The sequence below is a fragment of the Zoogloea oryzae genome, from assembly GCF_030161255.1.
GTDB lineage: Bacteria > Pseudomonadota > Gammaproteobacteria > Burkholderiales > Rhodocyclaceae > Zoogloea > Zoogloea oryzae.
The window spans coordinates 1-25,777 of the sequence record NZ_BSPX01000039.1 but is presented as its reverse complement, the minus strand read 5'-3'; the positions used below and the strand labels follow the sequence as shown (position 1 = coordinate 25,777).

The following is a 25,777-nucleotide window of genomic DNA, read 5'->3' as shown; positions in this document are numbered from 1 at the left end:
CATGACCGACCACATTCCCGCCCACCCCGACGCCTCGCCCCTGGGCAAGCCCGTCGCCTACGCCGAGCACTACGCGCCCGAGCTGCTGTTCCCCATCGCCCGCCAGGGCAAGCGCGACGAGATCGGCGTGGCCGCAGGCAGCCTGCCCTTTGTCGGCGAAGACCTGTGGAACGCCTACGAAGTCTCGTGGCTCGGCCCCAAGGGCAAGCCGATGGTGGCGCTGGCGCAGTTCCGCGTGCCGGCCGATTCGCCCAATCTGGTCGAATCCAAGTCGTTCAAGCTGTATCTCAACTCGTTCAATCAGACGAAGCTCGCAAGCGTCGATGAGCTCGCCGCGCGCCTCACCGCCGATCTGTCGGCCGCCGCCGGCGCGCCGGTTACGGTGAAGGTCGAGCCGCTGTCCACGCGCCCCCAGCGCCCGATGGGCTACCCCAAGGGCGTGCTGCTGGACGAGCTCGACATCGCCATCGACCAGTATTCGCCCGCGCCGGGCCTGCTCCGCGCCGACGCCAGCCAGCCGGAAGTGAGCGAGACACTGTATTCGCACCTCCTCAAGTCCAACTGCCTCGTCACCGGCCAGCCGGACTGGGCGATGGTGGTGCTGCGCTACCGCGGCGCGCCCATCGACCGCGAGGGCCTGCTGCGCTACATCGTGTCCTTCCGCCAGCACAACGAATTCCACGAGCAATGCGTCGAGCGCATCTTCATGGACGTGATGCGCCAGTGCCGGCCCGCCAGCCTGTCGGTGTGGGCGCGCTACACCCGCCGCGGCGGGCTCGACATCAACCCGGCCCGGCGCACGCCCGATCTGCCGCCGCCGCCCGACTTCGCCGAAATCCGCCAATGACCACCCCCGACCTGCTCCAGCAGGACGTCGCCCTCGACGCCCTCAACACCCTGCGCCTGGCGGCGCGCGCCGCGTGGTTTGCCGCCGTCGATTCGGCCGACCAGCTTCGCGCGGTGATCGACGACCCGCGCGTCGCCGGCCTGCCGCGCTTCGTGCTGGGCGGTGGTTCCAACCTGGTGCTCGCCGGAGACTTTCCCGGCCTGGTGCTGAAGGTCGCCTTCCACGGCAAGAGCCGCGTGCAGGAAGACGCCGACGCCTTCTACATCCGCGCCGGCGGCGGCGAGAACTGGCACGACTTCGTACGCTGGACACTGGAGATGGGCTGGCCCGGGCTCGAGAACCTCTCGCTGATCCCCGGCACCGTCGGCGCCGCGCCGGTGCAGAACATCGGCGCCTACGGCATCGAGATGGCCGAGCACTTCTACAGCCTGCGCGCCTACGACCTCGAAACCGGCAAGACGGTCGGCTTCGACAAGCGCGACTGCCACTTCGGCTACCGGGACAGCTTCTTCAAGCAGGCCGGCGCCGGACGTTACCTGATCGCCGCCGTCACCTTCCGCCTGCCCAAGCAGTGGCAGCCGCGCACCAACTACGCCGACGTGGCCCGCGAGCTCGACGCCCTCGGCATCGCCCAGCCCACGCCGCTGCAGGTGTCGGATGCCATCATTGCCATCCGCCGCCGCAAGCTGCCCGACCCGGCCGAGATCGGCAACGCCGGCAGCTTCTTCAAGAACCCGGTGGTCCCGGCCGAGGCCTACGCCCGCCTCGCCGCCGATTTCCCGACCCTGCCCCACTACCCGCAGCCCGACGGCAGCCAGAAGCTCGCCGCCGGCTGGCTGATCGAACAGGCCGGCTGGAAGGGCAAGCGCCTCGGCCCGGTGGGCTGCTACGCCAATCAGGCGCTGGTGCTGGTCAACCACGGCGGCGCCCGGGGCAGCGACGTGCGCGCCACGAGCGACGCGGTGCGTGCCGACGTGCGCGCCCGCTTCGGCGTCGAGCTGGAACCGGAGCCGGTCTTCGTCGGCGGCTGAACCCGCGCACGGCATCCGTCACGCCGGTGCCACGACGCCGGCATGGGCGCCCTAAAGCTTTTCGGAACCATGCCGAAAACCGCACATCGACCACGATGTACGGAGCCCTCTCATGGCAGCTGAAGAACGGCGCGGCAGCAGCGCCCTCACCCCCGATCTCGACTGGAGCCAAGTCCGCGAAACCGTGCTGATGCTCGAACTGGCCGTCGGCCAGATCGATTCGGCGCTGAAGGAAGGCAACAGCTCGGTGGAGGTGCTCACCGACTCCTTCACCTCGATGGCCGGCTACATGCGGATGATGGGCCAGGCCCTCGAATCCCTGCCCGACACCCCTGCCACCGCCGATCTCAAGTCCACCCTGATCGGCCACGCCAGCGAAGTCGCCGGCCGCGTCCAGCGCTCGATCATCGCCTTCCAGTTCTACGACAAGCTCTCCCAGCGCCTCGCCCACGTGTCCCACAGCCTGGAAGCCCTCGGCGGCCTGGTCACCGACCAGCGCAAGCTCTACAACCCCTTCGAGTGGGTCGCGCTGCAGGAGAAGATCCGCGCCAAGTATTCCACCCGCGAAGAGCTCGAGATGTTCAACGCGGTGATGCAGGGCATGCCGGTGAAGGAAGCCCTGGAGCACTACAAGGCCGAGATGAAGGACAAAGGCGACGACGTCGAACTCTTCTAGAGAGCAGCCGATAAGCCTGCTGCGCATCACGATCCTGCGACTCCAGTGCTCGCGACGGCTTCTCGACCACTGTCTTGCTTGGCGCGAGCCTGTAGGTCGGACGTCAGTCCGACACCACTCGTCAATCGTGCGGCGTTTGTCGGACTGAAGTCCGACCTACAGGATGTCGGTTTGGGGCCGGATCGCCCCTCTTTTTTGTAAGCGAATCCACCCGCTGCGCCATGTCGGCGGCAAAGGCGTAAACTCCGCGGCTTTCCGATTCTGCCCACCGGATTCCGCTTCGTCATGCCGCCGTCTGTCATTCATTTTTCCGATCCCGCCCCCGAACCTGTCGAAGATCGCCCCGCCCTTGGCCGGGCGATTGGTTCGCCGCCGCTGCGCCTCACCGCCGAGCGCTACGCCGCCGAGGATGGCGCGCTGTCGATCGGCGACTGGGCCTGCGAGCCCGGCGCGTGGCGGATCGCCTTCCATCCGGGGCGCCACGAGTTCTTCCAGGTGGTGAGCGGGCGGCTGCGCATCGTGGATACCGCCGGTAACGCCCGGGAGTTCGGGCCCGGCGAGGCGGGCATCATCCCCGCCGGTTTCATCGGCACCTTCGAGGTGATCGAGCGCGTCGAGAAGCGTTACGTGATGCTCGACCGGGTCTGAAACGTCGTTTCCAGCCAGCCCGCCAGCGCCTCCGCCGCCTGCGGCCAGGGGCGGTCCAGCATCAGCATGTGGCCGCAGCCCGGCACCGTGACCGACTTTGCCCGCCACGCCAGGGTGGTGAAGAACAGCATCGACGGCGGAAAAACCGCATCCACCCCGCCGCCCATCACCAGCGCCGGTATCGCCGGCCGGCGCCCGGTGCGCAGGAAGGGCAGCGCCACCATCTCGGCCACCGCCCGGTCCGATTCGCGCTCCATCATCGGCAGAAACGCCACCAGCTCCTGGTGGGGCATCTCCGGCGAAAAATAGATATCGGTCATCACCTGGAAGGTCGCCTCCGTCGGCCGGCCCGACACCGCGTTGGGCAGCTCCTCGAAGAAATCCGGCCGGGTCAGCGCCAGCCGGCTGGCCGAACCGCCCGTGCCCGAAGGCGGCACCGGCGCCATCAGCACGACGCCCGCCGCCTCTCCGCCGCTGGTGAGGTAGCGCTCCACCACCTGGGTGCCCATCGAATGGCCGATCAGCACCGGCAGCGCCGGCAGCCCCGCCACCGCCCGGGCCACATCGTCGGCGTAGTCGTCGAGGCCGAAGTCGTCAATGCGGTCGTGCCCGCTGCTCTCGCCGTGGCCCGACAGATCCAGCGCGTAGCAGTCGAACCCGCGTTCATTGAAGAAGGGCACGAAGTGCAGCTGCCAGCATTGGGCGTTGGTGTAGGCGCCGTGGACGAACAGCAGCGGCGGCCGGCCATTGGGGCGGGCGGACGGATGGTGATGGACGGCGAGGGAATGAACGGACATGGGGAGCTTTCGAGCGATGCGGATAACAGCCGCATTCTGTCACGTCATGCCGCCGCGCCGGATGACAACGCGGACGCCCGGGCTAGAATAGCCGGCCCAAAACCATAACCCTTCAGGAGAACACCATGAGCATCCACATCATCGCCCGCTTCACCGCCAAGCCCGACACCATCGACGCCCTGCGCACGCTGCTGCTGGGCATGCTGGCGCCGACCCGCAAGGAAGAAGGCTGCATCCGCTACGAGCTGCTGAACAACACCGCCGACGCCACCGACTTCACCTTCGTCGAGGAATGGGCCAGCCAGGCCGCCATCGACGCCCACATGCAAACGCCGCACCTGAAAGCCGTGCTGATGGATTCCGCCCCGCTGGTGGCCTGCCCGGTGGATGTGCGCTTCCTCACCGCCGCCGCCTGAGGCTTCAGCCCCGCACGTCCGACTGCCACGCCTGGGGGTCGGACTGCCAGCTCTGGCAGCCACACCTGCACCAGCGCCCGCCTCGTGTAGGTCGGACTTCAGTCCGACAAACCCTGCCTGACCAACCCGCAATGTCGGACTGAAGTCCGACCTACAGGGGGCACGCTTGCCTGGGGGTGGGTGGATGGATTGCGATCGGGGCGTCGAGCGGCGGCGTCGCGCCCTCAGCGCCGGCCACGCCGTGTAGGTCGGACTTCAGTCCGACAAACCCTGCCTGATCAACCCGCAATGTCGGACTGAAGTCCGACCTACAGGGGCTCAAGGAAAGCCGCTCAGACCGTCGCCTGGGCCCGGTTGAACCACGCCAGCTTGTCCGCCAGGGCCACCACTTCGCCCACGATCAGCAGCGCCGGCGGGCGGATGCCGGCGGCGGCGGCCACGTCGGGCAGGGTCGTCAAGGTGCCGGTGACCACCCGCTGGTTGGCGCGGGTGCCGTTTTCCACTAGTGCGGCGGGCGTGTCGGCGCCGCGGCCGTGCTCGATCAAGGCTGCGCAGTGGGCCGCCAGCATGCCCACGCCCATGTAGATCACTGCCGTCTGCTTGGGCCGGGCGAGCGCCACCCAATCCAGCGCCGATTCGCCGGCCCGGCGGTGGCCGGTGGCGAACACCACCGACTGGGCGTGATCCCGGTGGGTCAGGGGAATCCCCGCATACGCGCCAGCCCCGCAGGCGGCGGTGATGCCCGGCACCACCTCGAAGGGCACGCCCGCATCCAGCAGTTCTTCCAGTTCCTCGCCGCCACGCCCGAAGATGAAGGGATCGCCGCCCTTCAGCCGCACCACCTGCTTGCCCTCCCGGGCGAGGCGCACCAGCAGGCGGTTGATGTCTTCCTGGGGCAGGGTGTGGTGGCCGGCCTCCTTGCCCACGTAGATGCGCTCGGCCCCGGGCCGGGCCAGATCGAGGATGCCGTCGCCCACCAGATGATCGACCACCAGCGTATCGGCGCTGGCGATCAGGCGCGCGGCGCGCAGCGTCAGCAGCTCCGGATCGCCCGGACCGGCCCCGACGAGGGCCACCCGGCCCGATCCGCCGGCCGGCATGGCGAGCGGCCGCGCGGCATCCGGCGCAAAACCAGCGGGCCCACCCAGCACCTGGTGGAGGAAGGCGCGCAATGCGCCGGCGGCTGGCATTTCCAGACTGGCGGTGACGGGCGGCGGCATGGCGAAACTCCCGGGAATCATGACGACCGGAATCTATCAGTCCACTCGCGTCTTCGAACTTGACCGCTATCAAGGAAGGGGTATAGCCCCCTGGCGCAACCTGAATGGGAAGCGGGACTGTCCGCTCGTTGAGCTCATTTCAAGGGAGATGCACGATGAGAATGTGGAAAACCGGAGCAATCGCGGCGGCCCTGCTGCCGCTGGCCATGTCGCAGGCTTTCGCCGAAGAGGCCAAGACCACCACCAACGCCCCCGAGGCCAAGTACCAGTCGGCCGGCTCGCCGCTGGCCAATGTCGAGATGTACCAGGATATCAATCCGAAGGCCCCGCCGATGAGCAAGGCCGAGTTCGACAAGGCCCGCCAGATCTACTTCGAGCGTTGTGCGGGCTGTCACGGCGTGCTGCGCAAGGGCGCCACCGGCAAGCCGCTGACCACCGACAAGACCCTCGCCGCCGGCACCGACTACCTGAAGGTCTTCATCAAGTACGGCTCGCCCGCCGGCATGCCCAACTGGGGCACTTCCGGTGAGCTGACCGACGATGAAGTGGACCTGATGGCCCGCTACATCCAGCAGACGCCGCCGCAGCCGCCCGAGTTCGGCATGAAGGACATGAAGTCCACCTGGAAGGTCATCGTTCCGCCGGAGCAGCGCCCGACGAAGAAGATGAACAACTACAACATCGCCAACATCTTCTCCACCACCCTGCGCGACACGGGTGAAGTGGCGCTGATCGACGGCGACACCAAGAAGATCATCAACGTGGTCAAGACGGGCTACGCGGTGCACATCTCCCGCCTGTCCGCCTCTGGCCGCTACCTGTTCGTGATCGGCCGCGACGCCAAGATCAACATGATCGACCTGTGGATGGAGAAACCCGACAACGTCGCCGAGATCCGCGTCGGTCTCGAGGCCCGTTCCGTCGACACCTCCAAGTACAAGGGCTACGAAGACAAGCTGGCCATCGCCGGCTCCTACTGGCCGCCCCAGTACGTGATCATGAAGGGCGACACCCTCGAACCGCTGAAGATCATGGCCACCCGCGGCATGACCGTCGGCGAGCAGGAATACCACCCCGAACCGCGCGTGGCCTCCATCGTGGCCTCGCACTTCAAGCCCGAGTTCGTGGTGAACGTGAAGGAAACCGGCAAGACGCTGATGGTCGACTACACCGACCTCAACGTGATCGCCACCAAGGAAATCCCGGTCGCCAAGTTCCTGCATGACGGCGGTTTCGACAGCTCCAAGCGCTACTTCATGGTCGCCGCCAACCAGTCCAACAAGATTGGCGCCATCGACGTGAAGGACGGCAAGCTGGCCGGCCTGATCGACGTGGGCAAGATCCCGCACCCGGGCCGCGGCGCCAACTTCATCCATCCGAAGTACGGCCCCGTCTGGGCAACCGGCCACCTGGGTGACGAATCCATCGCCCTGATCGGTACCGATCCGGTCAAGCACAAGCAGTACGCCTGGAAGATGGTCGAATCCATCAAGGGCCCCGGCGGCGGTGCGCTGTTCATCAAGAGCCACCCGAAGTCCACCCACCTGTACTCCGACACCCCGCTCAACCCGGATCCGAAGCTGTCCCAGTCGGTCGCCGTGTTTGACATCAACAACCTGGCCGCCGGCTACAAGACCCTGCCCATCGGCGAATGGGCCGGCCTGAAGGACGACGGCGCCAAGCGCGTGGTGCAGCCCGAGTACAACAAGGCGGGCGACGAAGTGTGGTTCTCGGTGTGGAGCGCCAAGAACAAGGAATCGGCCATCGTGGTCGTGGATGACAAGACCCTGCAGCTCAAGACGGTCATCAAGGATCCGCGCCTGATCACCCCGACCGGCCACTTCAACGTGTATAACACCCAGCACGACATCTACTGATCGTCGCCGACCGCCGCCGGCCGGGTTGCCCTGCCGGCGGCTTTTCGCTCAGAAGGAGGATGCAATGAAATACTCGCTGATTCTCGCCGCCCTGCTCGGCACCCTCGCCAGCGGCAGCGCGCTGGCCGATCCGGCCGCCGCCGCCCAGAAAGCCGGCTGCATGGCCTGCCATGCCATGGACAAGAAGCTCGTCGGCCCGGCCTTCAAGGACATCGCCGCCAAGTACAAGGGTCAGGGCGACGCCGTGGCCAAGCTGTCCGACAAGGTCCGCAAGGGCGGCGCCGGCGTGTGGGGCCCGATCCCCATGCCGCCCAACCCCGCGGAAAAGATCAGCGACGGCGACCTGAAGGACGTCGTGGGCTGGATCCTCAAGGGCTGACCTGCGCCCGGCAGGACGAAAGGCGGAGCGAGGGCTCCGCCTTTTTCTTTTCAGCCCTCCTCCGCGATCCACCTCAAGCGCCCGTGGGCAGCCTCGCCCAACCGCGCCACCAGCCCATCGGCGGCGCTTTCCGGCAGCTTGAAGCGGAAGACCACCTCATCGGCGTGGGTCACGTCCGCCACCTCGGCGCCGGCCAGCTCCAGCTCCCGGCGCAGCAGCCCTTCCAGCGCGTAGGGCACGGCGCAGGCAAGCGTCCGCTGGCGCACGATTGCCACCTTGGTGGCCCCCAGCAGGGCCTGGGCCACCGCGTCGGTATAGGCCCGCACCAGCCCGCCCGCCCCAAGCTTCACCCCGCCGTAGTAGCGCACCACCGTCGCCAGCACGCCGTCCAGATCCTGGTGGCGCAGCACGTCGAGCATCGGCCGGCCCGCCGTGCCGCCGGGTTCGCCGTCATCCACCGCCGCCGATTGACCACCCGCCAGCAGCGCCCAGCACACGTGGGCTGCACCCGGATGCGCAGCGCGCAGCGCTGCCACCCGGCGCTGGGCCGCAGCCCGGTCGGCCATGGGTTCGACGCAGCCGATGAAGCGGCTTTTCTTGATGAGGATTTCGCTGTGGGCAGGCGCGGCAAGGGTCTGGGACATGGGCCGGAAGGGCGGTGAGGCGGGCACCCAAGGATAACGAAATTCGCCCCGGCCACCCGCGCCGGCCCACTTGATGCCCATCAATGACCCTGCTGGCCGGTCGACCTACTGTGACGGCGTTATCTGAAGGAGTGTCCGATGGACCGTCCGCTGCTGATCCACGTGGCCGTGCTGCTGGGCCTCACCGCCCTGGCGGTGACGACCGCCCAGTCCGCCGAGCCACCCCAGCCCGACCCGGCCCGCCAGCAGGCGCTGGTGCACCTGGTGCGCCAGGACTGCGGCTCGTGCCACGGCATGCGCCTCGCCGGCGGCCTCGGCCCGGCCCTCACCCCGGCGCGACTGGCCGAATGGCCGGACGACTCCCTCGTCGCCACCATCCTCCACGGCCGCCCCGGCACCGCCATGCCCGGCTGGCAGCGCTTCGTGACCGAAGCCGAAGCCGGCTGGATCGTCGCCCGCCTCAAGCAAGGCTTCCCGCTCCTGGACTGACCCCATGCGCGCCCTCAAGCAACTCACCGCCGCCCTCCTCGCCAGCCTGGCCCTTGCCGGCTGCAGCAGCCTGCCCGCCGACGCCGTGCGCGGCACCGGCGACCTGGGCGTCGTCATCGAACGCGCCGCCGGCCGCGTGAAGGTGGTCGAGCACAGCCACGACAGCATCCTCGGCACCGTCGAGGGCCTCGGCGACCTCTCCCACGCCCACGTGGCCTTCTCCCGGGACGCACGCTACGCCTACGTGTTCGGCCGCGACGGCGGGCTCACCAAGGTCGACCTGCTCGCCCGGCGCATCGACCGGCGGGTGATCCAGGCCGGCAATTCCATCGGCGGCTCGGTGTCCCAGGACGGCCGGCTGGTGGTCGCCCAGAACTACGAGCCCGGCGGCATCAAGGCCTTCGACGCCGATACGCTGGAGCTCGTCGCCGACGTGCCGGCCGAATACGCCCCGGGCAAGTTCTCCCGCGTGGTGGGCCTCGCCGACATCCCCGGCCAGCGCTTCGTGTACGCCCTCTTCGACGCCGACGAGATCCGCGTCACCGACTTCTCCGATCCGAAGCACCCGGTCACCACCCGCTACCCCGCCGGCCACCAGCCCTACGACGGCCTCGTGACGCCCGACGGGCGCTACTTCCTGGCCGGGCTGTTTGGCGAGGACGGCATCTCGCTCCTTGACCTGTGGAAGCCCGAAGCCGGCGCGCGGAAGATCCTCTCCGGCTACGGCCGTGGCGAGGAGAAGCTGCCCGTCTTCAAGATGCCGCACCTGCGCGGCTGGTCGCTGGCCGCCGGGCAGGCCTGGCTGCCCGCCATCGGCCGCCACGAGGTGCTCGTCGCCGACGCCGCCAGCTGGAAGGAGACCGGCCGCGTGGCCGTCAAGGGCCAGCCGGTGTTCGTGATGGCCCGGCCGGACGGGCGCCAGGTGTGGGTCAACTTCGCCTTCCCCGACAACGAGTGGGTGCAGGTCATCGACACCGTCGAAAAACGCGTGGTCCACACCTTCAGCCCCGGCAAGGCCGTGCTGCACCTGGAATTCACGCCCCGCGGCGACGAGGTGTGGCTGTCCGCCCGGGACAGCCACCGGGTCACGGTGATGGACACCGCCAGCTTCGCGATCCGCCGCGAGCTTGCCGTCGACGCGCCCTCCGGCATCTTCTTCACCTCCCGCGCCCAGCGGATCGGATTCTGAGATGAACGCCACCGACCTCGAATTCCGCCTCCTCAACGAATTCCAGCGCGGCTTTCCGCTGGTCGCCGAGCCCTGGGCCGCCATCGGCGCCCAGCTTGGCTGCGGCACCGCCGACGTGCTCGCCCAGCTCGCCGCCCTGCGCGACGGCGGCAAGATCAGCCGCGTCGGGCCGGTGTTCGCCCCCAACCGCATCGGCGCCAGCACCCTCGCCGCGATGGCCGTGCCGACAGCCGACCTGCCCCGGGTGGCGGCCATCGTCAGCGCCTTCTCCGGCGTCAATCACAACTACCGGCGCGAGCACCGCTACAACCTGTGGTTCGTCGCCAACGCCGGCAGCGAAGCCGAGCTGGCCGACCTCCTGGGCACCATGGGCGCCGCCACCGGCTGCCCGCCGATCAGCCTGCCGCTGGTCGAGGAATACCACATCGACCTGGGCTTCGACCTCATCAGCGGCCGACGCACCCGCCACGCTGTGGGCCTGCCCGCCGGGCGGCGCGAACTCGGGGCCACCGAATGGCGCCTGATCCACGCCCTCCACGACGGCCTGCAGTGGCAGGCGCGCCCCTTCCGCGCCGTGGCCGACGCCGCCGGGATGAGCGAAGCCCGCGTGCTCGACACCCTCGGCGGCTGGCTGGACGAAGGCCTGCTGCGCCGCTTCGGCGTGGTGGTGCGGCATCGCGAGCTGGGCTACCGGGCCAACGCCATGTGCGTGTGGGCCGCGCCAGAAGCCGAGGTGAGCCGTCTCGGCCACCTCCTTGCCGGGCAGGACGGCGTGAGCCTGTGCTACCGTCGCCATAGCCCCGGGCCCGAATGGCCCTACACCCTGTTCTGCATGATTCACGGCCACAGCCGCGATGCCGTCGAGGCCCGCCGCGACGAGATTGCCGAGGCCGTCGGCCTCGCCGGCGTGCCCGCCGCAGTGCTGTTCTCCACCGACTGCTACAAGCAGTGCGGCGCCCGCTACCGCGCCCCCGACGCCGCCAGCCCGCGCTACCTCAGCCAGTCACTTCCGGGCCTCGCCGCATGAGCGCCCGCCCCACGCCCGCCGTCCTCGACGCGCTCGACCGGCGCATCATCAACGCGCTGCAGGGCGGCTTTCCGATCACCGACGAGCCCTACCGCGAAGTCGCCGAGGAGCTCGGCACCACCGAGGCCGAGCTCCTCGCCCGCCTCGAACGCCTGCTCGCCGCCAAGGTACTGACCCGCTTCGGCCCGATGTTCCAGATCGAACGCCTGGGTGGGCGCTTCGTGCTGGCCGCGCTGGCGGTACCCGAAGACCGCTTCGCCGAGGTCACCGGGCTCGTCAACGCCCTGCCCGAGGTCGCCCACAACTACCGGCGCGAGCACCACCTCAACATGTGGTTCGTGCTCGCCACCGAAACCCCCGACGGCATCGCCGACGCCACCCGGCGCATCGAGGCCGCCACCGGGCTGCCGGTCTTCGCCTTTCCCAAGCTGCGGGAATTCTTCGTGGACATGAGGCTCAAGGCATGACTTCCACCCCTCCGCCCGACGACCTGGACCGCCGCCTGGTCATCGCCACCCAGGCCGGCCTGCCGCTGGTGCCGCGGCCCTACGACCTGCTCGCCGAACAGCTCGGCGTGAGCGCCGACGAGGTCAAGCGCCGCCTCGCCGCGATGCTCGACAGCGGCCGCATCCGGCGCATCGGCGCGGTGCCCAACCACTACGCCATCGGCTACACCGCCAACGGCATGTCGGTGTGGGATGTGGACGACGCCCGCATCGCCGAGCTCGGCGAAGCCATCGGCCGGCTGGATTTCGTCACCCACTGCTACGAGCGCCCCCGCGCCCTGCCCGACTGGCCCTACAACCTCTTCGCGATGGTGCACGGCCACGACCGCGCCACCGTGCTCGCCCACATCGAAGAGATCGCCGCCCTCCTCGGCCCGGCCTGCCGGCAGCACGACGTGTTGTTCTCCAGCGCCATCCTCAAGAAGACCGGCCTGCGCATCGGCGCCGAAAGTTGACCTGAGCCAACAAGTCGGCATTCAGCGCCAACACCCTCCCTGGCAGTTGTTATATTGAAATTGGCTGGACCGGACATTCGCTGCAACCCAGGCGTCCGGTTCATTCCAGCCAGTCACGACAATAAATCAGGGAGCGCAAGATGAAAGCCCGTTCAAGCTGCGTGGCGATCGCCGCCGCCATCCTCGCCGGTTGTGCGACTGCACCCCAGAATCCCATCGCCCTGTCCGAACCCGCCGCCAGCGGCCAAGCCGGGCGCATCGGCGTCGCGATGGCGCCGCTGCCCGCGCCGGACACCTTCTTCCCCGGCGCCGACTGCCTGCTGTGCTACGCCACCGCAGCGGCCACCAACTCGGCCCTCACCACCCAGACCAAGACCCTCTCGGCCAGCGACGCCCTGCCCCTGCGCGAGGAGATCGCCGCCCTGCTGCGGAAGCGCGGCGCCGACGTGAAGGTGATCGACGGTGAAGTGAAGATCGACGCCCTGCCGGACTTCGCCAGCCAGGCGCCCAACGTCGCCCCGAAGGACTACCGCGGCCTCGGCCAGCAGCACCAGATCGATCACCTCGTGATGATCCGCGTCACCACGGTCGGCTTCACCCGCAACTACGCCAGCTACGTGCCCACCAGCGACCCGAAAGCCACCTTCAACGGCGCGGGCTACATGATCGACATGAAGACCAACGCCTACGAGTGGTATCTGCCCGTGGCCGTCATCAAGAGCGCCGACAAGGTGTGGGACGAGCCGCCGGCCTACCCCGGCCTCACCAACGCCTTCTACCAGGCCATCGAAATCGGGCGCGACCAGTTTCTGAAGCCCTTTGCCAGCAACGGGGCCACCGCGAGCACCTCAAAATGACCCGGCGCCCATCCTGGCGAAGACGCTGGCTGGCCGCCTTGACGCTGATGACGCTCGCCGGCAGCAGCCTTGCCGACGAGCCGCTGCCCCGCTGGTCGCTGCAACTGCCGGCCGACGCGCCCGTGCAGTTCATCGGAGTCGCCAGCCTCGACGAAGACGGCATGGCAGGCACGCCGATGATGTATCCCGCCCCGAACGCGGGCGGGCTCGTGGTCGCCATCCTCACCCACAGCCTGCTCGTCGATTCGGCCCGCAGGGCCCAGCGGGAGAAGCTGCTCGCCGCCGCCAACGCGGTGGTGGCGCCATACCGCGGCGTGCTCGACGGTTTCGGCCACCCGGAGCTGCGCCAGCGGGTGCACCGTCGAGCAAGTCCGATGGCCGCCGACGAGGGTGAACTGGTTGTCGAGAGCGCGCCGATGTTCGCCCTCACCCAGGACGAGAAGGCCATCGTGCTCGACAACCTCATCACCTTCCGGGGCACCCCCGCCGGGCCGCAGGGCGTCTATCAGGGCATCGTGCGGGTGGTCTCCGACCCGGCAAAGGGCACCGAGCCCCGCAGCGACTGGCTTGCCGGTGGCGGCGAGCGGCTGAAGGACGAATGCGCCCGGCTGGTGGCCGAATCCATCGAGATGGCGCTGCTCGACGCCAGGCCCGCCGGGGTGGTGGCACCGGCCCCACCCGCTCAGCGCACCGTGCGCTACGACGAAGGCGGCACGGAGCGGATGGAGCGCGCAGTCATCGTTCGCCAGCACTGCGGCCGGCTGATCATCCGCAACCTGCGCGGGCACCTCATGTCGGTGCCCGCCAAAAGCGCCACGGCCAGCTGCCCGCCCTGACGACGGGGACATCCGGATGACTTGAGCAGACATCAGACTTCAGGGACAGCCCGTCTTGCCGTAATTCCTGACTGGTGCGCAGGGGCAAGAAAGACGCCTGCTCCTTGTGTGCCTTCAGCTCAACGCACACCCGCTTTCACCTAACTGCGCACCATGCCCATCCGTTTCCTCCTTGGCGCCTTTGTCGCCACCTGTCTGAGCCTGCTGGCGGGCCTCGCTGCGGCAGAAGGCAGCGCCCTCACCATCAGCACCAACAACACCCCCCTCGACCGCCAGGCGCTGGAGCACATCGCCCGCGAGGGCTTCCACCGCATCGGCGTCGACATCAAGGTGGTGAGTCTGCCCTCCGAACGCTCCCTCGTCGCCGCCAACCTGGGTGAGGTGGACGGCGAAGGGCTTCGCGTCGCCGGCCTGAGCGCCCAGTATCCCAACCTGGTGCAGGTGCCCGAGCGCTTCGTGCGGATCAGCTTCGTCGCCTTCGCCAAGGACGCCACGATCCCCCTCGACAATGGGTGGGACAGCCTCAAGCCCTACCGGGTGGCCTTCATCAACGGCTGGAAGATGTTCGAGGCCAACGCCAGCGGCGCCCGGGTGGTGCACAAGGTGGACAAACCCGACCAGATGTTCCGGATGCTCGACGACGGCCGCGTCGATCTGGTGCTGTACACCCGCGCTGACGGCATGCAGCTGGCCCGCAGCCTGGGCCTCACCAGCATCGCGCCCCTGTCGCCGCACCTCAGGGACGTGGACATGTACCTCTACCTCCACAAGAAGCACCAGCCACTGGTGCCGCGCCTGAGCCAGGCACTGCGCGACCTCAAGGCCGACGGCACCTACAACCGCATCCTGTCGGGCATCTACTAGGACCGGGGCATGACCCAACGTCACCCTGCCCTGCCCGAAGCCCCCGCCCACGACCGCCTCGGCCTCTCCAGCCGGGTGGCCCGGCGCCTCATGCTGTGGGCCCTGCTGGTGGGCTGCATCGGGATGCTGGCGGTCTCGATCGGCGAATCCTTCTACGCCTACCGGCAGCGGATCGACCACATCGAAGTCCAGCTCGAATCCCTCGGCGAGTTCATCACCCCGTCCCTTGCCAAGAGCGCCTGGGCCTTCGACCGGGAACAGATCGAGCTGCAGATGGCCGGAATCACCGAGCTGGCGGATGTCTCCGCCGTGCGCCTCGACCTCAAGGGCCAGTCGCCCTTGCGCTTTGGCGCCACCGCGCTCTCCGACGACCTCCACGAGCACACCCGCCCGGTGATCTACTTCGAGGACGGCCGCACCCACAACCTGGGCACCCTCACCCTCATCAAGGATCTGAGCGACGACCGGGCGGCGATGGCCCGGATCTGGGTGGCCACCGTCCTCGGCAACGCGCTGGTGATCCTGCTGGTCACCGCGGTGCTGGCGCTGATCTACCAGACTGTCGTCACCCGCCGGCTGGTGATCATCGCCCGCCGGGTGCGCGAGGTGACCGCTGACGACCTGCGCGACGCCGCCCGCGGCAAGCCCCTCGCTGCCCTGCTGCCGCCCGGCGTCAACCGCGACGAGGTGGACGAGCTGGCCGCCTCCATCGACGCGCTGCAGCTCACCGGCAGCCAGGCCCTGCTGGCCGCCGCCCGCAACGAGGCACGCTTTCGTGCGGTGATCGAGAGCATGACCGAGGGCATGCTCACCACCGACCGGGCCGGGCGCATCCTCTCGGCCAACGCCGCCGCCGAAGACATGCTGGGCTACGAGCGCGGCGAGCTCATCGGCGTGCCGACAGCCAGCCGGATCGGCATCGACAGCACCGAGCGGGACGCCCACCTGCCCGATCTGGGCGAACTCGTCGGCCGGGTGTCGGAAGTGCAGGCCCGTCGCAAGGACGGCCATCACTTCGCGGCAGAGCTCTCCGTGTCGCGCATGACCGAGCCCGACGACATCCATTTCGTGCTGATCCTGCGCAACCTCGCCGAGCGCCGCAAGGCCGAGATCGCCGAAGCCGCCAGCATCGCCAAGAGCGCCTTCCTGGCCAACATGAGCCACGAGATCCGCACCCCGATGAACGCCATCATCGGCATGGCTCACCTGCTGCGCCGCGACGGCGTGACCGCCCGCCAGGCCGAGCGCCTCGACAAGATCAACGTGGCCGGCCAGCACCTGCTGGAGGTCATCGACGCCATCCTCGACCTCTCCAAGATCGAGGCCGGCAAGTTCACCCTCGACGAGACCGAGGTGAATATTGGCGCCATCATCGCCAACGTCTCGTCGATGCTCTACAGCCAGACCCAGGCCAAGAAGCTGCGCCTGCTGGTCGACGCCCAGGGCGTACCCGACGCGCTGGTGGGCGACCCCACCCGCCTGCAGCAGGCCCTGCTCAACTACGCCACCAACGCGGTCAAGTTCACCGACGCCGGCAGCATCACCCTGCGCGCCCTCCCGGTGGAGGACACGCCCGACAGTGTGCTGATGCGCTTCGAGGTGGAAGACACCGGTATCGGCCTGGCGCCGGAGGTGGCCGAGCGCCTGTTCTCCAACTTCGAGCAGGCCGACAACTCCACCACCCGCCGCTACGGCGGCACCGGGCTGGGGCTGGCGATCACCCGCCGCTTCGCCCAGCTGATGGGTGGCGACGCCGGCGTGGTCAGCGCCCTCGAATCGGGCAGTCGGTTCTGGTTCACCGCCCGCCTGCAGAAGGGCAGCGCGGCCACCAGCCCCCCCGACCGGGCCGCCGACTGCTCGGCCGAGGAAGCCCTGATCCGCGACCACCGGGGCCGGCGCATCCTCATCGTCGAGGACGAAGAAGTGAACCGGGAGGTGACCCTGTGCCTGCTCGAAGACCTGCAGCTCAAGGTCGATATCGCCGAGGACGGCCAGCAGGCCGTCGAGCTGGCCCGCCGCAACGCCTACGACCTGATCCTGATGGACATGCAGATGCCGGTGATGGACGGCCCCGGCGCCACCCGGGCGATCCGCGCGCTCCCCGGCGGCGCCCAGGTGCCCATCGTGGCCATGACCGCCAACGCCTTCGCCGAAGACAAGGCCCGCTGCTTCGAGGCCGGGATGAACGACTTCATCGCCAAGCCCGTCGACCCGGACCACCTCTTCGAAACCCTGCTCAAATGGCTGTCCCGGAGTGGCCCGGCGCCAGGCTGAGCCCGGCCGGGCAAGCCGCCCGAAGGCCGGCTGCCCGTAGGCCAGCGGGCCAGCTCAGAAGTGCCATTCCATCTGCAGGGTGGGCGCGTAGGTGTTGATGCCCGGCTTGGTCACGCCCGCCGCGGTGGCGTGGTTGCCAAACTTGTTGAGCCACATCTCGTAGCCCACGCCCACCAGCAGGGTGTTCTTGCGCCCGGCGGCCATCTGCCCCACATCCACCATCAGCGAGGTGCGCATCAGGGTTTCGGCCTCGGTCTTCACGCCGGCGTAGTCCTTGCCCTTGTCGGTGTTGTAGTTGATGAAGCCCTGAAACTTGAGCGGCACCGGGCCGGCCTGGAAGGGCAGGCCCCAGGCGGCGCTGAGGATCAGCTGATTGTCGAAGCCATGCTCGTGATCGGTGCAGCTGGCCAGGCCACAGTGGTTCCACTCCTTGCCGGCGAGCAGGCTCAGGTCGAAGAAGCCGTTGTTGGGCACGTTGAACTTCAGCGTCGGGCCGGCCACCAGCAGGCGCTTGCGGGGCGCGAAGGTGGTGTTCTTGGTGTTGAGGTCGAAGCCGGCGGTGAAGGCCACTTCCTTCACCGGGCCGAAGGACAGATCACGCTCGAGCAGCTTGCCCAGGTGCAGCTGGTGGCGGTAGGTGAGGTAGAACTCGGTGGCACCGGTGTCGCCGCCGCTGCTGGGGTCGTTCTTGTCGGACTGCAGGATGTCCAGGTTCACGAAGTTCTGGCCGAACGCGTAGCCGCTGGCCTGGCTGTACTGCAGCACATGCTTGCGCACGTCCTTGGTGTTGCTCGGCTCATGGAACTGGGTGCCGTAACGGTAGCCGAGGAAGCTGTCGCTCCAGGTGGCAGCGTGGGCGAGGCTGGCGGTGCCGGCAAGGGCAACGAGGGCAAGGGTCTGGATGGTTTTCATGGTTGTGCTCCCTGAGGATTGGATGGTGTTCAGTGGGCTTCGGCCACGCGGGCAGCCTCGATGGCGCCGCGCTCGTCAGCTTCGCCGCCGTTGAAATAGAGATTGAGGAGCACTGCGGCGATGGAGGTCAGGAGGATTCCGGACTCCAGCAGCGGGTGCAGGCTGTGGGCCATCTGCTGGGTCCAGCGCGGCGCGACGAGGGGGATCATCCCGAAGCCGACGGAGATGGCGACGATGTAGAGGTTGTTGCGGTTGCCCTTGAAATCAACGTTGGCGAGGATGCGGATACCCGTCGCGGCGACCATCCCGAACATCACCAGCCCGGCGCCGCCCAGCACGAAGGTGGGCACCGACTCCACCAGCGCGGCCATCTTGGGCAGCAGGCCGAGCACCAGCATGATCAGGCCCGCCGCCACGCACACCCAGCGGCTCTTCACCCCGGTCACGCCGACGAGGCCGACGTTCTGGGAGAAGCTGGTGTACGGAAAGGTGCTGAAGATGCCGCCCAGCAGCGTGCCGAGGCCGTCGGTGCGCAGGCCCGCCGACAGATCCCGGTGGCTGATGCGCCGGCCGGTGATCTCCGACAGCGCCAGGAACATCCCCGTCGATTCGATCATCACGACGATCATCACCAGGGTCATGGTGAGGATCATCAGTGGGTCGAAGGTCGGCATGCCGAAGGCGAAGGGCGTGACCACGTCGAACCACTGGGCCTTGGCGACCTTCTCGAAGCCCATCTTGCCCATCGCCACCGCCACGCCACAGCCGATGATGATGCCCAGCAGCACCGCAATGTTGGCCACGAAGCCCCTGGCGTAGCGCACCAGCAGCAGGATCGCCGCCAGCACGAAGGCCGCCACGCCCATGTTGTCGAGGGCGCCATAGTTGGGGTTGTCCTTCATCGGGACGGGACCGGGCAGCTTGAGGTCCGGTGCGCTGGCACCCGGAGGCTGGCTCGCCGCGGCGGTGGCCGCATCGGCACGGGCCTTGTCCACCATTGCCACCAGCTTGGGCACGTCCACGCTCTGGGCCTGGGGCGCCGGGCCGCCCATCGCCCAGCCGATGCCCACGCGCATCAGGCTGATGCCGATGATCGCGATGATGGTGCCGGTCACAACCGGCGGAAAGAAACGCAGCAGTCGGCTCATCACCGGCGCAATGGCGATCGAGATGATGCCGGCGCCGATGATCGCGCCGAAGATCGCCCGAGCACCTTCCGGCCCACCCTGGGCGTTGGCCATCGCCACCATCGGCCCGACGGCGGCGAAGGTGACGCCCATCATCACTGGCAGGCGGATGCCGAAGAAACGCCCCAGGCCGAGGGACTGGATCAGGGTGACCAGCCCGCAACAGAAGAGGTCGGCGGAGATCAGCATCGCCACCTGCTCGGGGCTCAGCTTGAGGGCCCGCCCGACGATCAGCGGCACCGCCACCGCGCCCGCGTACATCACCAGCACATGCTGCATGCCAAGGGCGAACAGCCGTCCGCCGGGCAGCTTCTCGTCGACCGCGTCCGCCCCGGGGGCGGCACCTTTGTGCGCAAGGTCCGACATGTCTTTTCCTTTACCTGTTTGGGCCGCCGCAACCGTTGCCGGCGACACCGGGGTTGAACAGGGGCTGCGCTGGAAGAGAACTTCATCAACCACAGCCCTGCGCTTGCAGGAAAGGAAAAGCTAGAAACATGCCATGCCGCAAAATGCAGTAAAAGGCGTTAAAAGTGCCATTAAATGGCGTTAACGTCGCCTAACGTGCATCTATTGTGTGCATCCAGCACCAAGTTCGGGCATCGCTGAAACCGGGCCATCTCCGGGAGAAGGCCCCGGTACGCAACCGGGGCCGATGGCAGGAAGAACGCAGGTTGCGCTCAGACGGGCTGGGAGATCAGCCCGGGAAGGTCGAGGGTGACTTCGTCGCAGTTCGGCGCGCTGCCGCTGCGGTCCATGACGAGAAAATCGGAGATCGTGTCGAGTGCGAGCAGCGGGTGGTGCCATACGCCCCGGCCGTAATTGACGCCCTGGTCGCCCCGGGCCACGAAGAGGCGCAGGTCGGCCACCGTGGGCGCCGGCCCGGCGGGCGCCACCACCACAAGATACGGCCGGCCGTTCAGGGGCACGAAGGCCTGGGTGCCGAGGGGGTGGCGCTCCATCATCTCCACCACAAAGGGCAGGCTGCGCGGCTGGCCGCGGAAGATCGACACGATCACCCGGCCGTCGGGGCCGACGTCGATGTCGGCCAGATCGTGGTAGCGCTCGGTGTTGCCGCCGTTGATGGTGAAATGGCGCACCGCGTCGCTGGCCTCGATGACCTCGCCGAAGGGGGCGAAGGCCTCGCGGGTAAGCGGCTCGGGGCGCAGGACCGGGGGTTTCACGTTGGCTCCCTCAGCGCGCCGGCCGGCCCCACAGGCGCAGGCGCGAAACGCCGCCATCGGGGAAGATGTTGAAGCGAACGTGCGTGATCGTGCCGAGCTGGACGATTTCCTCGGCAAAGCAGTGCACCGCGTCCATCGACAGCTTCTGCTCGGGCAGCAGGGTCTGCCAGAACATGCTCTGGGTGGTGATCGAGCGGTCGGTACCGCCGCTCACGCAGGCGGCCTGGATCGAGCAGCGGTCCGGGAAATTGCCCTTGAAGAAGGCGGTATCCACTTCGATCTTCTCGACGGTGCCCGGGGCGCCCAACTCCAGCACGCACCAGTCGTTGCCGGGCTCGCGGCGGCGGCGGGTTTCCCAGCCGTCGCCCATGTTGATGCCGCGGCCGGGCAGTAGCAGGGCCGCGACGCTGGAGCCAAAGCTGGCGTCGTTCCACGACACGGCTCGGCCGCCGTTCTCCATCGCCACCAGATCGACCAGCGCGTCGCCGGCCAGGCTTTCCAGGGCGCTCACGGGGCGGCCATACACGCGCAGGCGGGCGATGCCGCCGTCCGGGTAGATGTTCACCCGCAGGTGGGTCCAGGCGTCGCTGCTTCCGCATTCGAGCAGGTGATGGCTGTTGGGGCCGAGGGGGGTGGCGGGGAGGATCTCGGTCCATTCCGCGGCCTGCAGCGTCGCCACGTCGTCGCTGGCCGATACCGTGGCTTCGATGGACACCGCCGGCGGGTAGTTGCCGGTGAAGTGGCTGGTATCCACGTCGAAACCGTGGATCACGCCCTTCACGCCGAGCTTCACCAGCGCCCAGTCGTGGCCGGCGACGCGCTTGCGGCGGGATTCCCAGCCGTCCATCCACTTGCCGTTGGTGTCGTACTTGCCGGGCACGAAGGCGGCGGGATCGGGGTTGAGCATCCGCCCCACTTCGGCGAAGAAGTCGTCCGACGCGCCCAGCGCCCGGGCACCGAGGCGCGGGTTGGCGAGATTGACCGCCCGCGCGGCCCATTCGGGCAGCTCGGCGGGCGGGGCGAAGACGGGGGTTCCGGGAAGGCTGGCCATGGTACGGGTTCCTTGTGCGCGGTCAGGGCTGGGGGCGATGGGGGTGGCGGTCGATCCAGTGGCGGGCGATGTCCACGCGTCGGCACACCCACACCCGGTCGTGGCGTTCGATGTGGTCGAGGAAGCGCTGCAGGGCGCGAAAACGCCCTGGCCGGCCAAGCAGGCGGCAGTGCATGCCCACCGACAGCATCGCCGGACGCTCGTCGCCCTCGGCGTACATCACGTCGAAGGCGTCGCGCAGGTAGTCGAAGAACTCGTCGCCGTGGGAGAAGCCCTGGGGCAGCGCGAAGCGCATGTCGTTGGTGTCGAGGGTGTAGGGCACCACCAGATGCGGCACGGCGCTGCCGTCGGTCTTCGTCACCGACGTCCAGAAGGGCAGATCGTCGCCGTAGTAATCCGAGTCGTACAGAAAACCCCCGTGGTCGGCCACGAGGCGCCGGGTGTTGGGCGAATCGCGGCCGGTGTACCAGCCCAGCGGCGGCTCGCCGGTGAGGCGCTGGATGATCTCCATGGCGATGCGCATGTGCTCCCGCTCGGTGGCTTCGTCCACGTTCTGGTAGTGGATCCAGCGCCAGCCGTGACAGGCAATCTCGTGGCCCAGCGCGCGGAAGGCGGCGGTCAGCTCGGGATGACGCTCCAGCGCCATCGCCACGCCGAACACCGTGAGCGGCAGGCCGCGGCGCTCGAACTCGCGCAGGATGCGCCACACGCCGACCCGCGAGCCGTACTCGTAGATGCCTTCCATCGACAGATGGCGGTCCGGGTAGCTGGCCGGGTTGAACAGCTCGGACAGGAACTGCTCGCTGCCGGAGTCGCCGTGGAGCACGCAGTTCTCACCGCCTTCCTCGTAGTTGAGGACGAACTGCACCGCGATGCGCGCCCCACCCGGCCAGTCGGCGTGGGGCGGGTTGCGGCCGTAGCCGATCAGGTCGCGCGGGTAGGCCGTGCTCACGACGCGGCTCCCAGCAGCGCGTCGAGGCGGAAGCGGGCAATACGGGCGATCTGCGCGAGGCAGGCGCGGAACTCCGTCGGCCGGTCGTTGGCGAGGCGTGCCTCGATGGCGTCCATGATGTGGTTGCGGGTCAGACCCTTCACCGCGATCACGAAGGGAAAACCGAAGCGGGCGCGGTATTCGGCGTTGAGGCCGCGCAGGCGGACGATCTCGTCGGGCGTGCATTGGTCGAGCCCCGCGCCGCGCTGCTCGCCGGTGGAGTGGGCGGTGAGGGTGCCGGCCGCGGCCTCCTTGCCGGCCAGCTCCGGGTGGGCGCAGATCAGCGCGAACTGTTCGGCCTCGCTGGCGGCATCCACGATGGCGACCATCGCGGCGTGCAGCGCGTCGATGCTGGCGAAGGGGCGCGACGCCCAGGCCCGCTCGGGCACCCAGGGGGAATGCTCGAAGATGTCGCCGAGGCGGGCGATGAAGTCGGCCTGGGGCAGCGCCGACAGTGCGGCCAGGGCGTTGGGGGTGGAATCGGTGAGCCGGATGTCGGACATGGCAGAAGACCGGTCGGGATCAGCGGGAAGGTTGGGGCACGCTTTGCTGGGCGTGCCAGCGAGCGATCAGCTGGCGCTCGGCGTCGGTGATGCCGGTGAGGTTACCCAGGGGCATGTAGCCGCTCGCCACGGTCTCGGCCATCTTGGCGGCGTGCTGCTCGATCTGCGCCGGCGACTGCAGCACCACGCCCTTGGGCGGCTGGGCAAAGCCCGGCTGGGTGGGCTGCTCGCTGTGGCACGCGAGGCAGCGCTGGGCCACCACCTGACGCACTGCGTCGAGGCTCACCTGCTCGCCGCCGGCATCCACCGTCCTGGGCGCCATCAGCACGATCAGGGTGGCGATCAGCGCCACGCCGGCCACCGGCAGCCACCACTTCACCTGGCCCCGGTGGCGCAGCACGAAGAACTGCCGGATCAGCACGCCGGCGAGCATCATCACCACCAGCACCAGCCAGCCGTTGGCGTGGGAGTAGGTCATCGGGTAGTGGTTGCTGATCATGATGAACAGCACCGGCAGCGTGAAATAGGTGTTGTGCACCGAGCGCTGCTTGCCGATCTGGCCGGGGCGCGGGTCCACCGGCTGGCCGGCGCGGATCTGCACGACCATCCGCCGCTGGCCCGGAATGATGTGGAAGAACACGTTGGCGACCATCATCGTGCCGAGCATCGCCCCCACGTGGATGTACGCGCCGCGGGCCGAGAAGACCTGGTGCAGCAGCCAGTCGGCCAGCACCACGAAGAGGAACACGATCACCGCCAGCAGCCCGTCGCGTCCGAACAGCGCCTTGCACAGGGTGTCGTAGAACAGCCAGCCCGTGGCCAGGAAAGCCACCGAGATGCCCACCGCGGCGCTCTGGCCGAGCGCCATCACGCGAGTGTCGATGAGGTAGGTGGAGGCGCCGATCCAGTACATCACCACCAGCAGGCTCATGCCCGACAGCCAGGTGGTGTAGGCCTCCCACTTGGACCAGTGGAGATCGTCGGTGAGGGGTTCGCCCCGCGGCCCGGTGAGGAACTTCTGGCTGCAGTAGAAGCCGCCGCCATGCACCGCCCACAGCTCGCCATGCACGCCGCGCTCGCCGTCGGCGGCCTTCTTCGGCGGACGCAGGGAGTTGTCGAGCATCACGAAGTAGAAGGACGCGCCGATCCAGGCGATCCCGGTAATCAGGTGGAGCCAGCGCAGCAGCAGGTTGGCCCAGTCGAGCAGGTAGGTTTCCATGGCGCGTCGTCCTTGCGGGGGCGGGCGGAGCTCAGCTGCCCCGGTAGGTGGAGTAGCTCCACGGGGAAACCAGCAGCGGCACGTGGTAGTGGGCGTCCGCGTCGGCCACGCCGAAGCGCAGCACCACCTCGTCGAGGAAGGGCGGCTCCGGCAGCTCGACGCCTGCGGCGCGGAAGTAATCGCCAACGCCAAACACCAGCTCGTAACTGCCCGGCACCAGCGCCGCGCCTTCGAGCAGCGGCACGTCGCAGCGGCCGTCGTGGTTGGTGACGGTTGCGCCCAGCTCGCGGCGCTCGCCGTCGATGCGGATGACGCTCACCCGGATGCCGGCGCCGGGTTTGCCGGATGCGGTATCCAGTACGTGCGTGGTCAGACGTCCCATGAAGCAATCTCCTGCCTGCGATCTTGATTTGAGTTTAGTGCACAGCAACAATAATTAAATGGACATGAGCTAATAACGCTTATACCTTTTTGCTTATATCAAGCACGCGACACCTCGCGCGGAGAACCCGGCCATGACCCGCACCCGCCCCGAAGACCAGCTCGACACCGCCCTGCTGCGGGTTTTCTGCCTGCTCATCAGCGAGCGCAGCGTGTCGCGGGTGGCCCATCGGCTCAACCAGACCCAGCCGGCGGTGAGCCTCGCCCTCAAGCGGCTGCGCACGCTGCTTGGCGATCCGCTGCTGGTGCGCGAGAAGAACGGCATGGTGCCCACCGAGCGGGCCCTGGCCCTGCTCTCCCACGCGAAGAGCGCCCTGGCCGAGATCGACAGCATGACCTGTGCGCCGGAGCAATTTGACCCGGCCACCAGCCGCACCGCCTTCCGGATCGGCACGCCGGATTACCTGGCGCCGGTGTTCATCGCTGCGGTGGTGGAGCGCCTGCGCCAGGAGGCACCCCACGTGCGCCTGTCGGTGCAGGCGCTGGGCCCGAGTTTCGATTTCGAACGCTCCCTCGCCGAGGGCGAACTGGACGTGGTGATCGGCAACTGGCCCGAGCCGCCGTCGCGGATGCACCTGTCGATGCTGATGGAAGACGAGATCGTGTGCCTGCTGTCGGCGCGCCACCCGCTGGCGGCGCGGGGGCTCACGGTGGAGGACTTCCTGCGGGCCGCCCACGTGGTGCCCATGCCCTATGCAATCACCCAGCGCGGCGTGATCGACACCGTGCTCGCCGCCGGCAAGATCAGCCGTGACGAGCGCGTGGAGGTGCAGTCCTTCATGTCGGCGCCGCATCTGCTGCCCGGCACCGACCTGATCTTCACCACCACCCGGCATTTCGCGCGCTTCTACGCCAACCTGCTGCCGCTGGCCATCGTCGCCTCGCCGATCCCCTTCCCGCCGATGCGCTTCTACCAGCTGTGGCACGAGCGCAACCACGCCTCGCCGGCCCACCGCTGGATCCGCCGCCTCCTCACCGACTGCGGCCAGCGACTCCAGCCCCTTACCGGGGACTGAAGGCCCGCCCCGCTCAGCCTTCCAGCCGCTTCACCAGCGTGAACACCGCCTGATGGGTGGGCGCGGGCAGGCCGTGGCGGTCGGCCAGCGCCAGCAGCACGCCGGTGATCGCGTCGATCTCGGTCTTCCGGCCGGCCAGCACATCCTGCAGCATGCTCGCCCGGTTGGCGCCGGTTGCGGCGGCGACCGCCGCGACGCGGGCATGGGCGGCGGCCTCGTCGAGCGCCAGCCCTTCGGCCCGCAG

29 protein-coding genes are annotated in these 25,777 nt (G+C 68.5%); 17 read left to right on the top strand and 12 right to left on the bottom strand.

Annotation, left to right across the window (positions count from 1 at the left end):
• The first annotated feature begins 1 nt into the window (after position 1).
• The 4 genes from queF (at position 2) to QQK25_RS13430 (ending at position 3,202) form a co-directional block, all read left to right on the top strand.
• On the top strand, positions 2-847 hold the full coding sequence (queF, locus tag QQK25_RS13445) for an NADPH-dependent 7-cyano-7-deazaguanine reductase QueF (protein WP_284188364.1): 846 nt from the start codon (positions 2-4) through the stop codon (positions 845-847).
• Positions 844-1,878 carry a UDP-N-acetylmuramate dehydrogenase gene (gene murB / locus QQK25_RS13440; RefSeq protein ID WP_284188363.1) on the top strand — a complete coding sequence of 345 codons (1,035 nt, stop codon included), beginning with the start codon at positions 844-846 and terminating at the stop codon, positions 1,876-1,878. The genes queF and murB overlap by 4 nt, the downstream gene beginning before the upstream one ends.
• 112 nt (positions 1,879-1,990) lie before the next feature.
• On the top strand, positions 1,991-2,554 hold the full coding sequence (locus QQK25_RS13435; RefSeq protein ID WP_284188362.1) for a hypothetical protein: 564 nt from the start codon (positions 1,991-1,993) through the stop codon (positions 2,552-2,554).
• 285 nt (positions 2,555-2,839) lie between these two features.
• Complete coding sequence (locus QQK25_RS13430; RefSeq protein ID WP_284188361.1) at positions 2,840-3,202, top strand: cupin domain-containing protein; 363 nt, start codon at positions 2,840-2,842, stop codon at positions 3,200-3,202.
• On the opposite strand, the gene QQK25_RS13425 is transcribed toward QQK25_RS13430, so the two are convergent.
• Complete coding sequence (locus tag QQK25_RS13425) at positions 3,178-3,999, bottom strand: alpha/beta hydrolase (RefSeq protein WP_284188360.1); 822 nt, start codon at positions 3,997-3,999, stop codon at positions 3,178-3,180. The genes QQK25_RS13430 and QQK25_RS13425 overlap by 25 nt on opposite strands.
• 125 nt (positions 4,000-4,124) lie before the next feature.
• Between QQK25_RS13425 and QQK25_RS13420 the strand changes: the two genes are divergently transcribed.
• The gene (locus tag QQK25_RS13420) at positions 4,125-4,415 is read left to right on the top strand and encodes a putative quinol monooxygenase (protein ID WP_284188359.1); all 291 of its coding nucleotides are present in this window, start codon (positions 4,125-4,127) and stop codon (positions 4,413-4,415) included.
• A 332-nt stretch (positions 4,416-4,747) separates the two neighbouring features.
• On the opposite strand, the gene cobA is transcribed toward QQK25_RS13420, so the two are convergent.
• A complete protein-coding gene (cobA, locus tag QQK25_RS13415; protein ID WP_284188383.1) occupies positions 4,748-5,515 on the bottom strand; it encodes a uroporphyrinogen-III C-methyltransferase in 768 nt (255 codons plus the stop codon).
• A gap of 281 nt (positions 5,516-5,796) precedes the next feature.
• On the opposite strand from cobA, the gene QQK25_RS13410 reads away from it, so the two are divergent.
• Positions 5,797-7,512, top strand: a complete 1,716-nt coding sequence (locus QQK25_RS13410; protein WP_438696438.1) for a cytochrome D1 domain-containing protein — start codon at positions 5,797-5,799, stop codon at positions 7,510-7,512.
• Between the two features lie 64 nt (positions 7,513-7,576).
• Positions 7,577-7,891, top strand: coding sequence for a c-type cytochrome (locus QQK25_RS13405; protein WP_153162908.1), 315 nt, complete (start codon positions 7,577-7,579; stop codon positions 7,889-7,891).
• A gap of 50 nt (positions 7,892-7,941) precedes the next feature.
• Here the strand turns inward: QQK25_RS13405 and QQK25_RS13400 are convergent, their stop codons facing one another.
• Positions 7,942-8,535, bottom strand: coding sequence for an IMPACT family protein (locus tag QQK25_RS13400; protein WP_284188357.1), 594 nt, complete (start codon positions 8,533-8,535; stop codon positions 7,942-7,944).
• 138 nt (positions 8,536-8,673) lie between these two features.
• Here QQK25_RS13400 and QQK25_RS13395 point away from each other — a divergent pair, with 138 nt between their 5' ends.
• The 9 genes from QQK25_RS13395 (at position 8,674) to QQK25_RS13355 (ending at position 17,032) form a co-directional block, all read left to right on the top strand.
• Entirely contained in the window at positions 8,674-9,024 is a 351-nt protein-coding gene (locus tag QQK25_RS13395; RefSeq protein ID WP_284188356.1) for a c-type cytochrome, read from the top strand.
• 4 nt (positions 9,025-9,028) lie between these two features.
• Entirely contained in the window at positions 9,029-10,213 is a 1,185-nt protein-coding gene (locus tag QQK25_RS13390) for a cytochrome D1 domain-containing protein (protein WP_284188355.1), read from the top strand.
• Between the two features lies 1 nt (position 10,214).
• A complete protein-coding gene (gene ahbB / locus QQK25_RS13385; RefSeq protein WP_284188354.1) occupies positions 10,215-11,240 on the top strand; it encodes a siroheme decarboxylase subunit beta in 1,026 nt (341 codons plus the stop codon).
• Positions 11,237-11,707 (top strand): AsnC family transcriptional regulator, encoded by a 471-nt coding sequence (locus QQK25_RS13380; protein WP_284188353.1) that lies wholly within the window; start codon positions 11,237-11,239, stop codon positions 11,705-11,707. Before ahbB (QQK25_RS13385) ends, QQK25_RS13380 begins: the two co-directional genes overlap by 4 nt.
• On the top strand, positions 11,704-12,201 hold the full coding sequence (ahbB, locus tag QQK25_RS13375) for a siroheme decarboxylase subunit beta (RefSeq protein WP_284188352.1): 498 nt from the start codon (positions 11,704-11,706) through the stop codon (positions 12,199-12,201). The genes QQK25_RS13380 and ahbB (QQK25_RS13375) overlap by 4 nt, the downstream gene beginning before the upstream one ends.
• A 140-nt stretch (positions 12,202-12,341) precedes the next feature.
• Positions 12,342-13,058 (top strand): hypothetical protein, encoded by a 717-nt coding sequence (locus QQK25_RS13370; RefSeq protein ID WP_284188351.1) that lies wholly within the window; start codon positions 12,342-12,344, stop codon positions 13,056-13,058.
• The gene (locus tag QQK25_RS13365) at positions 13,055-13,894 is read left to right on the top strand and encodes a hypothetical protein (protein WP_284188350.1); all 840 of its coding nucleotides are present in this window, start codon (positions 13,055-13,057) and stop codon (positions 13,892-13,894) included. The genes QQK25_RS13370 and QQK25_RS13365 overlap by 4 nt, the downstream gene beginning before the upstream one ends.
• A 153-nt stretch (positions 13,895-14,047) precedes the next feature.
• A complete protein-coding gene (locus QQK25_RS13360) occupies positions 14,048-14,758 on the top strand; it encodes a substrate-binding periplasmic protein (protein ID WP_284188349.1) in 711 nt (236 codons plus the stop codon).
• Positions 14,759-14,767: 9 nt separating this feature from the next.
• Positions 14,768-17,032, top strand: a complete 2,265-nt coding sequence (locus QQK25_RS13355) for a response regulator (RefSeq protein WP_284188348.1) — start codon at positions 14,768-14,770, stop codon at positions 17,030-17,032.
• 54 nt (positions 17,033-17,086) lie between these two features.
• On the opposite strand, the gene QQK25_RS13350 is transcribed toward QQK25_RS13355, so the two are convergent.
• The 8 genes from QQK25_RS13350 to uraH form a co-directional block, all read right to left on the bottom strand.
• A complete protein-coding gene (locus QQK25_RS13350) occupies positions 17,087-17,944 on the bottom strand; it encodes an outer membrane protein OmpK (protein WP_284188347.1) in 858 nt (285 codons plus the stop codon).
• Positions 17,945-17,973: 29 nt separating this feature from the next.
• Positions 17,974-19,497, bottom strand: coding sequence for a nucleobase:cation symporter-2 family protein (locus QQK25_RS13345; protein WP_284188346.1), 1,524 nt, complete (start codon positions 19,495-19,497; stop codon positions 17,974-17,976).
• 311 nt (positions 19,498-19,808) lie between these two features.
• A complete protein-coding gene (locus tag QQK25_RS13340) occupies positions 19,809-20,312 on the bottom strand; it encodes an ureidoglycolate lyase (RefSeq protein WP_284188345.1) in 504 nt (167 codons plus the stop codon).
• A 10-nt stretch (positions 20,313-20,322) separates the two neighbouring features.
• Positions 20,323-21,363, bottom strand: coding sequence for an allantoicase (gene alc, locus QQK25_RS13335; protein WP_284188344.1), 1,041 nt, complete (start codon positions 21,361-21,363; stop codon positions 20,323-20,325).
• A gap of 22 nt (positions 21,364-21,385) precedes the next feature.
• A complete protein-coding gene (gene puuE, locus QQK25_RS13330) occupies positions 21,386-22,315 on the bottom strand; it encodes an allantoinase PuuE (protein WP_284188343.1) in 930 nt (309 codons plus the stop codon).
• Positions 22,312-22,857 carry a 2-oxo-4-hydroxy-4-carboxy-5-ureidoimidazoline decarboxylase gene (gene uraD / locus QQK25_RS13325; protein ID WP_284188342.1) on the bottom strand — a complete coding sequence of 182 codons (546 nt, stop codon included), beginning with the start codon at positions 22,855-22,857 and terminating at the stop codon, positions 22,312-22,314. The genes puuE and uraD overlap by 4 nt, the downstream gene beginning before the upstream one ends.
• Positions 22,858-22,876: 19 nt before the next feature.
• On the bottom strand, positions 22,877-24,076 hold the full coding sequence (locus QQK25_RS13320; protein ID WP_284188341.1) for a urate hydroxylase PuuD: 1,200 nt from the start codon (positions 24,074-24,076) through the stop codon (positions 22,877-22,879).
• Between the two features lie 31 nt (positions 24,077-24,107).
• Positions 24,108-24,458, bottom strand: a complete 351-nt coding sequence (gene uraH / locus QQK25_RS13315) for a hydroxyisourate hydrolase (RefSeq protein ID WP_284188340.1) — start codon at positions 24,456-24,458, stop codon at positions 24,108-24,110.
• Between the two features lie 133 nt (positions 24,459-24,591).
• Here uraH and QQK25_RS13310 point away from each other — a divergent pair, with 133 nt between their 5' ends.
• Positions 24,592-25,533, top strand: a complete 942-nt coding sequence (locus QQK25_RS13310) for a LysR family transcriptional regulator (RefSeq protein WP_284188339.1) — start codon at positions 24,592-24,594, stop codon at positions 25,531-25,533.
• Between the two features lie 13 nt (positions 25,534-25,546).
• On the opposite strand, the gene QQK25_RS13305 is transcribed toward QQK25_RS13310, so the two are convergent.
• The coding region (locus tag QQK25_RS13305; RefSeq protein WP_284188338.1) for a ketopantoate reductase C-terminal domain-containing protein at positions 25,547-25,777 on the bottom strand (231 nt) is incomplete at its 5' end.

Coding starts and splice junctions, on each gene's coding strand:
- QQK25_RS13425 (WP_284188360.1), bottom strand. CDS start 3,999: ATGTCCGTTCATTCCCTCGCCGTCCATCACCATCCGTCCGCCCGCCCC.
- murB (WP_284188363.1), top strand. CDS start 844: ATGACCACCCCCGACCTGCTCCAGCAGGACGTCGCCCTCGACGCCCTC.
- QQK25_RS13370 (WP_284188351.1), top strand. CDS start 12,342: ATGAAAGCCCGTTCAAGCTGCGTGGCGATCGCCGCCGCCATCCTCGCC.
- QQK25_RS13435 (WP_284188362.1), top strand. CDS start 1,991: ATGGCAGCTGAAGAACGGCGCGGCAGCAGCGCCCTCACCCCCGATCTC.
- alc (WP_284188344.1), bottom strand. CDS start 21,363: ATGGCCAGCCTTCCCGGAACCCCCGTCTTCGCCCCGCCCGCCGAGCTG.
- QQK25_RS13350 (WP_284188347.1), bottom strand. CDS start 17,944: ATGAAAACCATCCAGACCCTTGCCCTCGTTGCCCTTGCCGGCACCGCC.
- QQK25_RS13395 (WP_284188356.1), top strand. CDS start 8,674: ATGGACCGTCCGCTGCTGATCCACGTGGCCGTGCTGCTGGGCCTCACC.
- QQK25_RS13400 (WP_284188357.1), bottom strand. CDS start 8,535: ATGTCCCAGACCCTTGCCGCGCCTGCCCACAGCGAAATCCTCATCAAG.
- uraD (WP_284188342.1), bottom strand. CDS start 22,857: ATGTCCGACATCCGGCTCACCGATTCCACCCCCAACGCCCTGGCCGCA.
- QQK25_RS13345 (WP_284188346.1), bottom strand. CDS start 19,497: ATGTCGGACCTTGCGCACAAAGGTGCCGCCCCCGGGGCGGACGCGGTC.
- QQK25_RS13430 (WP_284188361.1), top strand. CDS start 2,840: ATGCCGCCGTCTGTCATTCATTTTTCCGATCCCGCCCCCGAACCTGTC.
- cobA (WP_284188383.1), bottom strand. CDS start 5,515: ATGCCGGCCGGCGGATCGGGCCGGGTGGCCCTCGTCGGGGCCGGTCCG.
- QQK25_RS13355 (WP_284188348.1), top strand. CDS start 14,768: ATGACCCAACGTCACCCTGCCCTGCCCGAAGCCCCCGCCCACGACCGC.
- QQK25_RS13360 (WP_284188349.1), top strand. CDS start 14,048: ATGCCCATCCGTTTCCTCCTTGGCGCCTTTGTCGCCACCTGTCTGAGC.
- ahbB (WP_284188352.1), top strand. CDS start 11,704: ATGACTTCCACCCCTCCGCCCGACGACCTGGACCGCCGCCTGGTCATC.
- QQK25_RS13420 (WP_284188359.1), top strand. CDS start 4,125: ATGAGCATCCACATCATCGCCCGCTTCACCGCCAAGCCCGACACCATC.
- QQK25_RS13390 (WP_284188355.1), top strand. CDS start 9,029: ATGCGCGCCCTCAAGCAACTCACCGCCGCCCTCCTCGCCAGCCTGGCC.
- uraH (WP_284188340.1), bottom strand. CDS start 24,458: ATGGGACGTCTGACCACGCACGTACTGGATACCGCATCCGGCAAACCC.
- QQK25_RS13405 (WP_153162908.1), top strand. CDS start 7,577: ATGAAATACTCGCTGATTCTCGCCGCCCTGCTCGGCACCCTCGCCAGC.
- QQK25_RS13365 (WP_284188350.1), top strand. CDS start 13,055: ATGACCCGGCGCCCATCCTGGCGAAGACGCTGGCTGGCCGCCTTGACG.
- queF (WP_284188364.1), top strand. CDS start 2: ATGACCGACCACATTCCCGCCCACCCCGACGCCTCGCCCCTGGGCAAG.
- QQK25_RS13380 (WP_284188353.1), top strand. CDS start 11,237: ATGAGCGCCCGCCCCACGCCCGCCGTCCTCGACGCGCTCGACCGGCGC.
- QQK25_RS13410 (WP_438696438.1), top strand. CDS start 5,797: ATGTGGAAAACCGGAGCAATCGCGGCGGCCCTGCTGCCGCTGGCCATG.
- ahbB (WP_284188354.1), top strand. CDS start 10,215: ATGAACGCCACCGACCTCGAATTCCGCCTCCTCAACGAATTCCAGCGC.
- QQK25_RS13320 (WP_284188341.1), bottom strand. CDS start 24,076: ATGGAAACCTACCTGCTCGACTGGGCCAACCTGCTGCTGCGCTGGCTC.
- QQK25_RS13310 (WP_284188339.1), top strand. CDS start 24,592: ATGACCCGCACCCGCCCCGAAGACCAGCTCGACACCGCCCTGCTGCGG.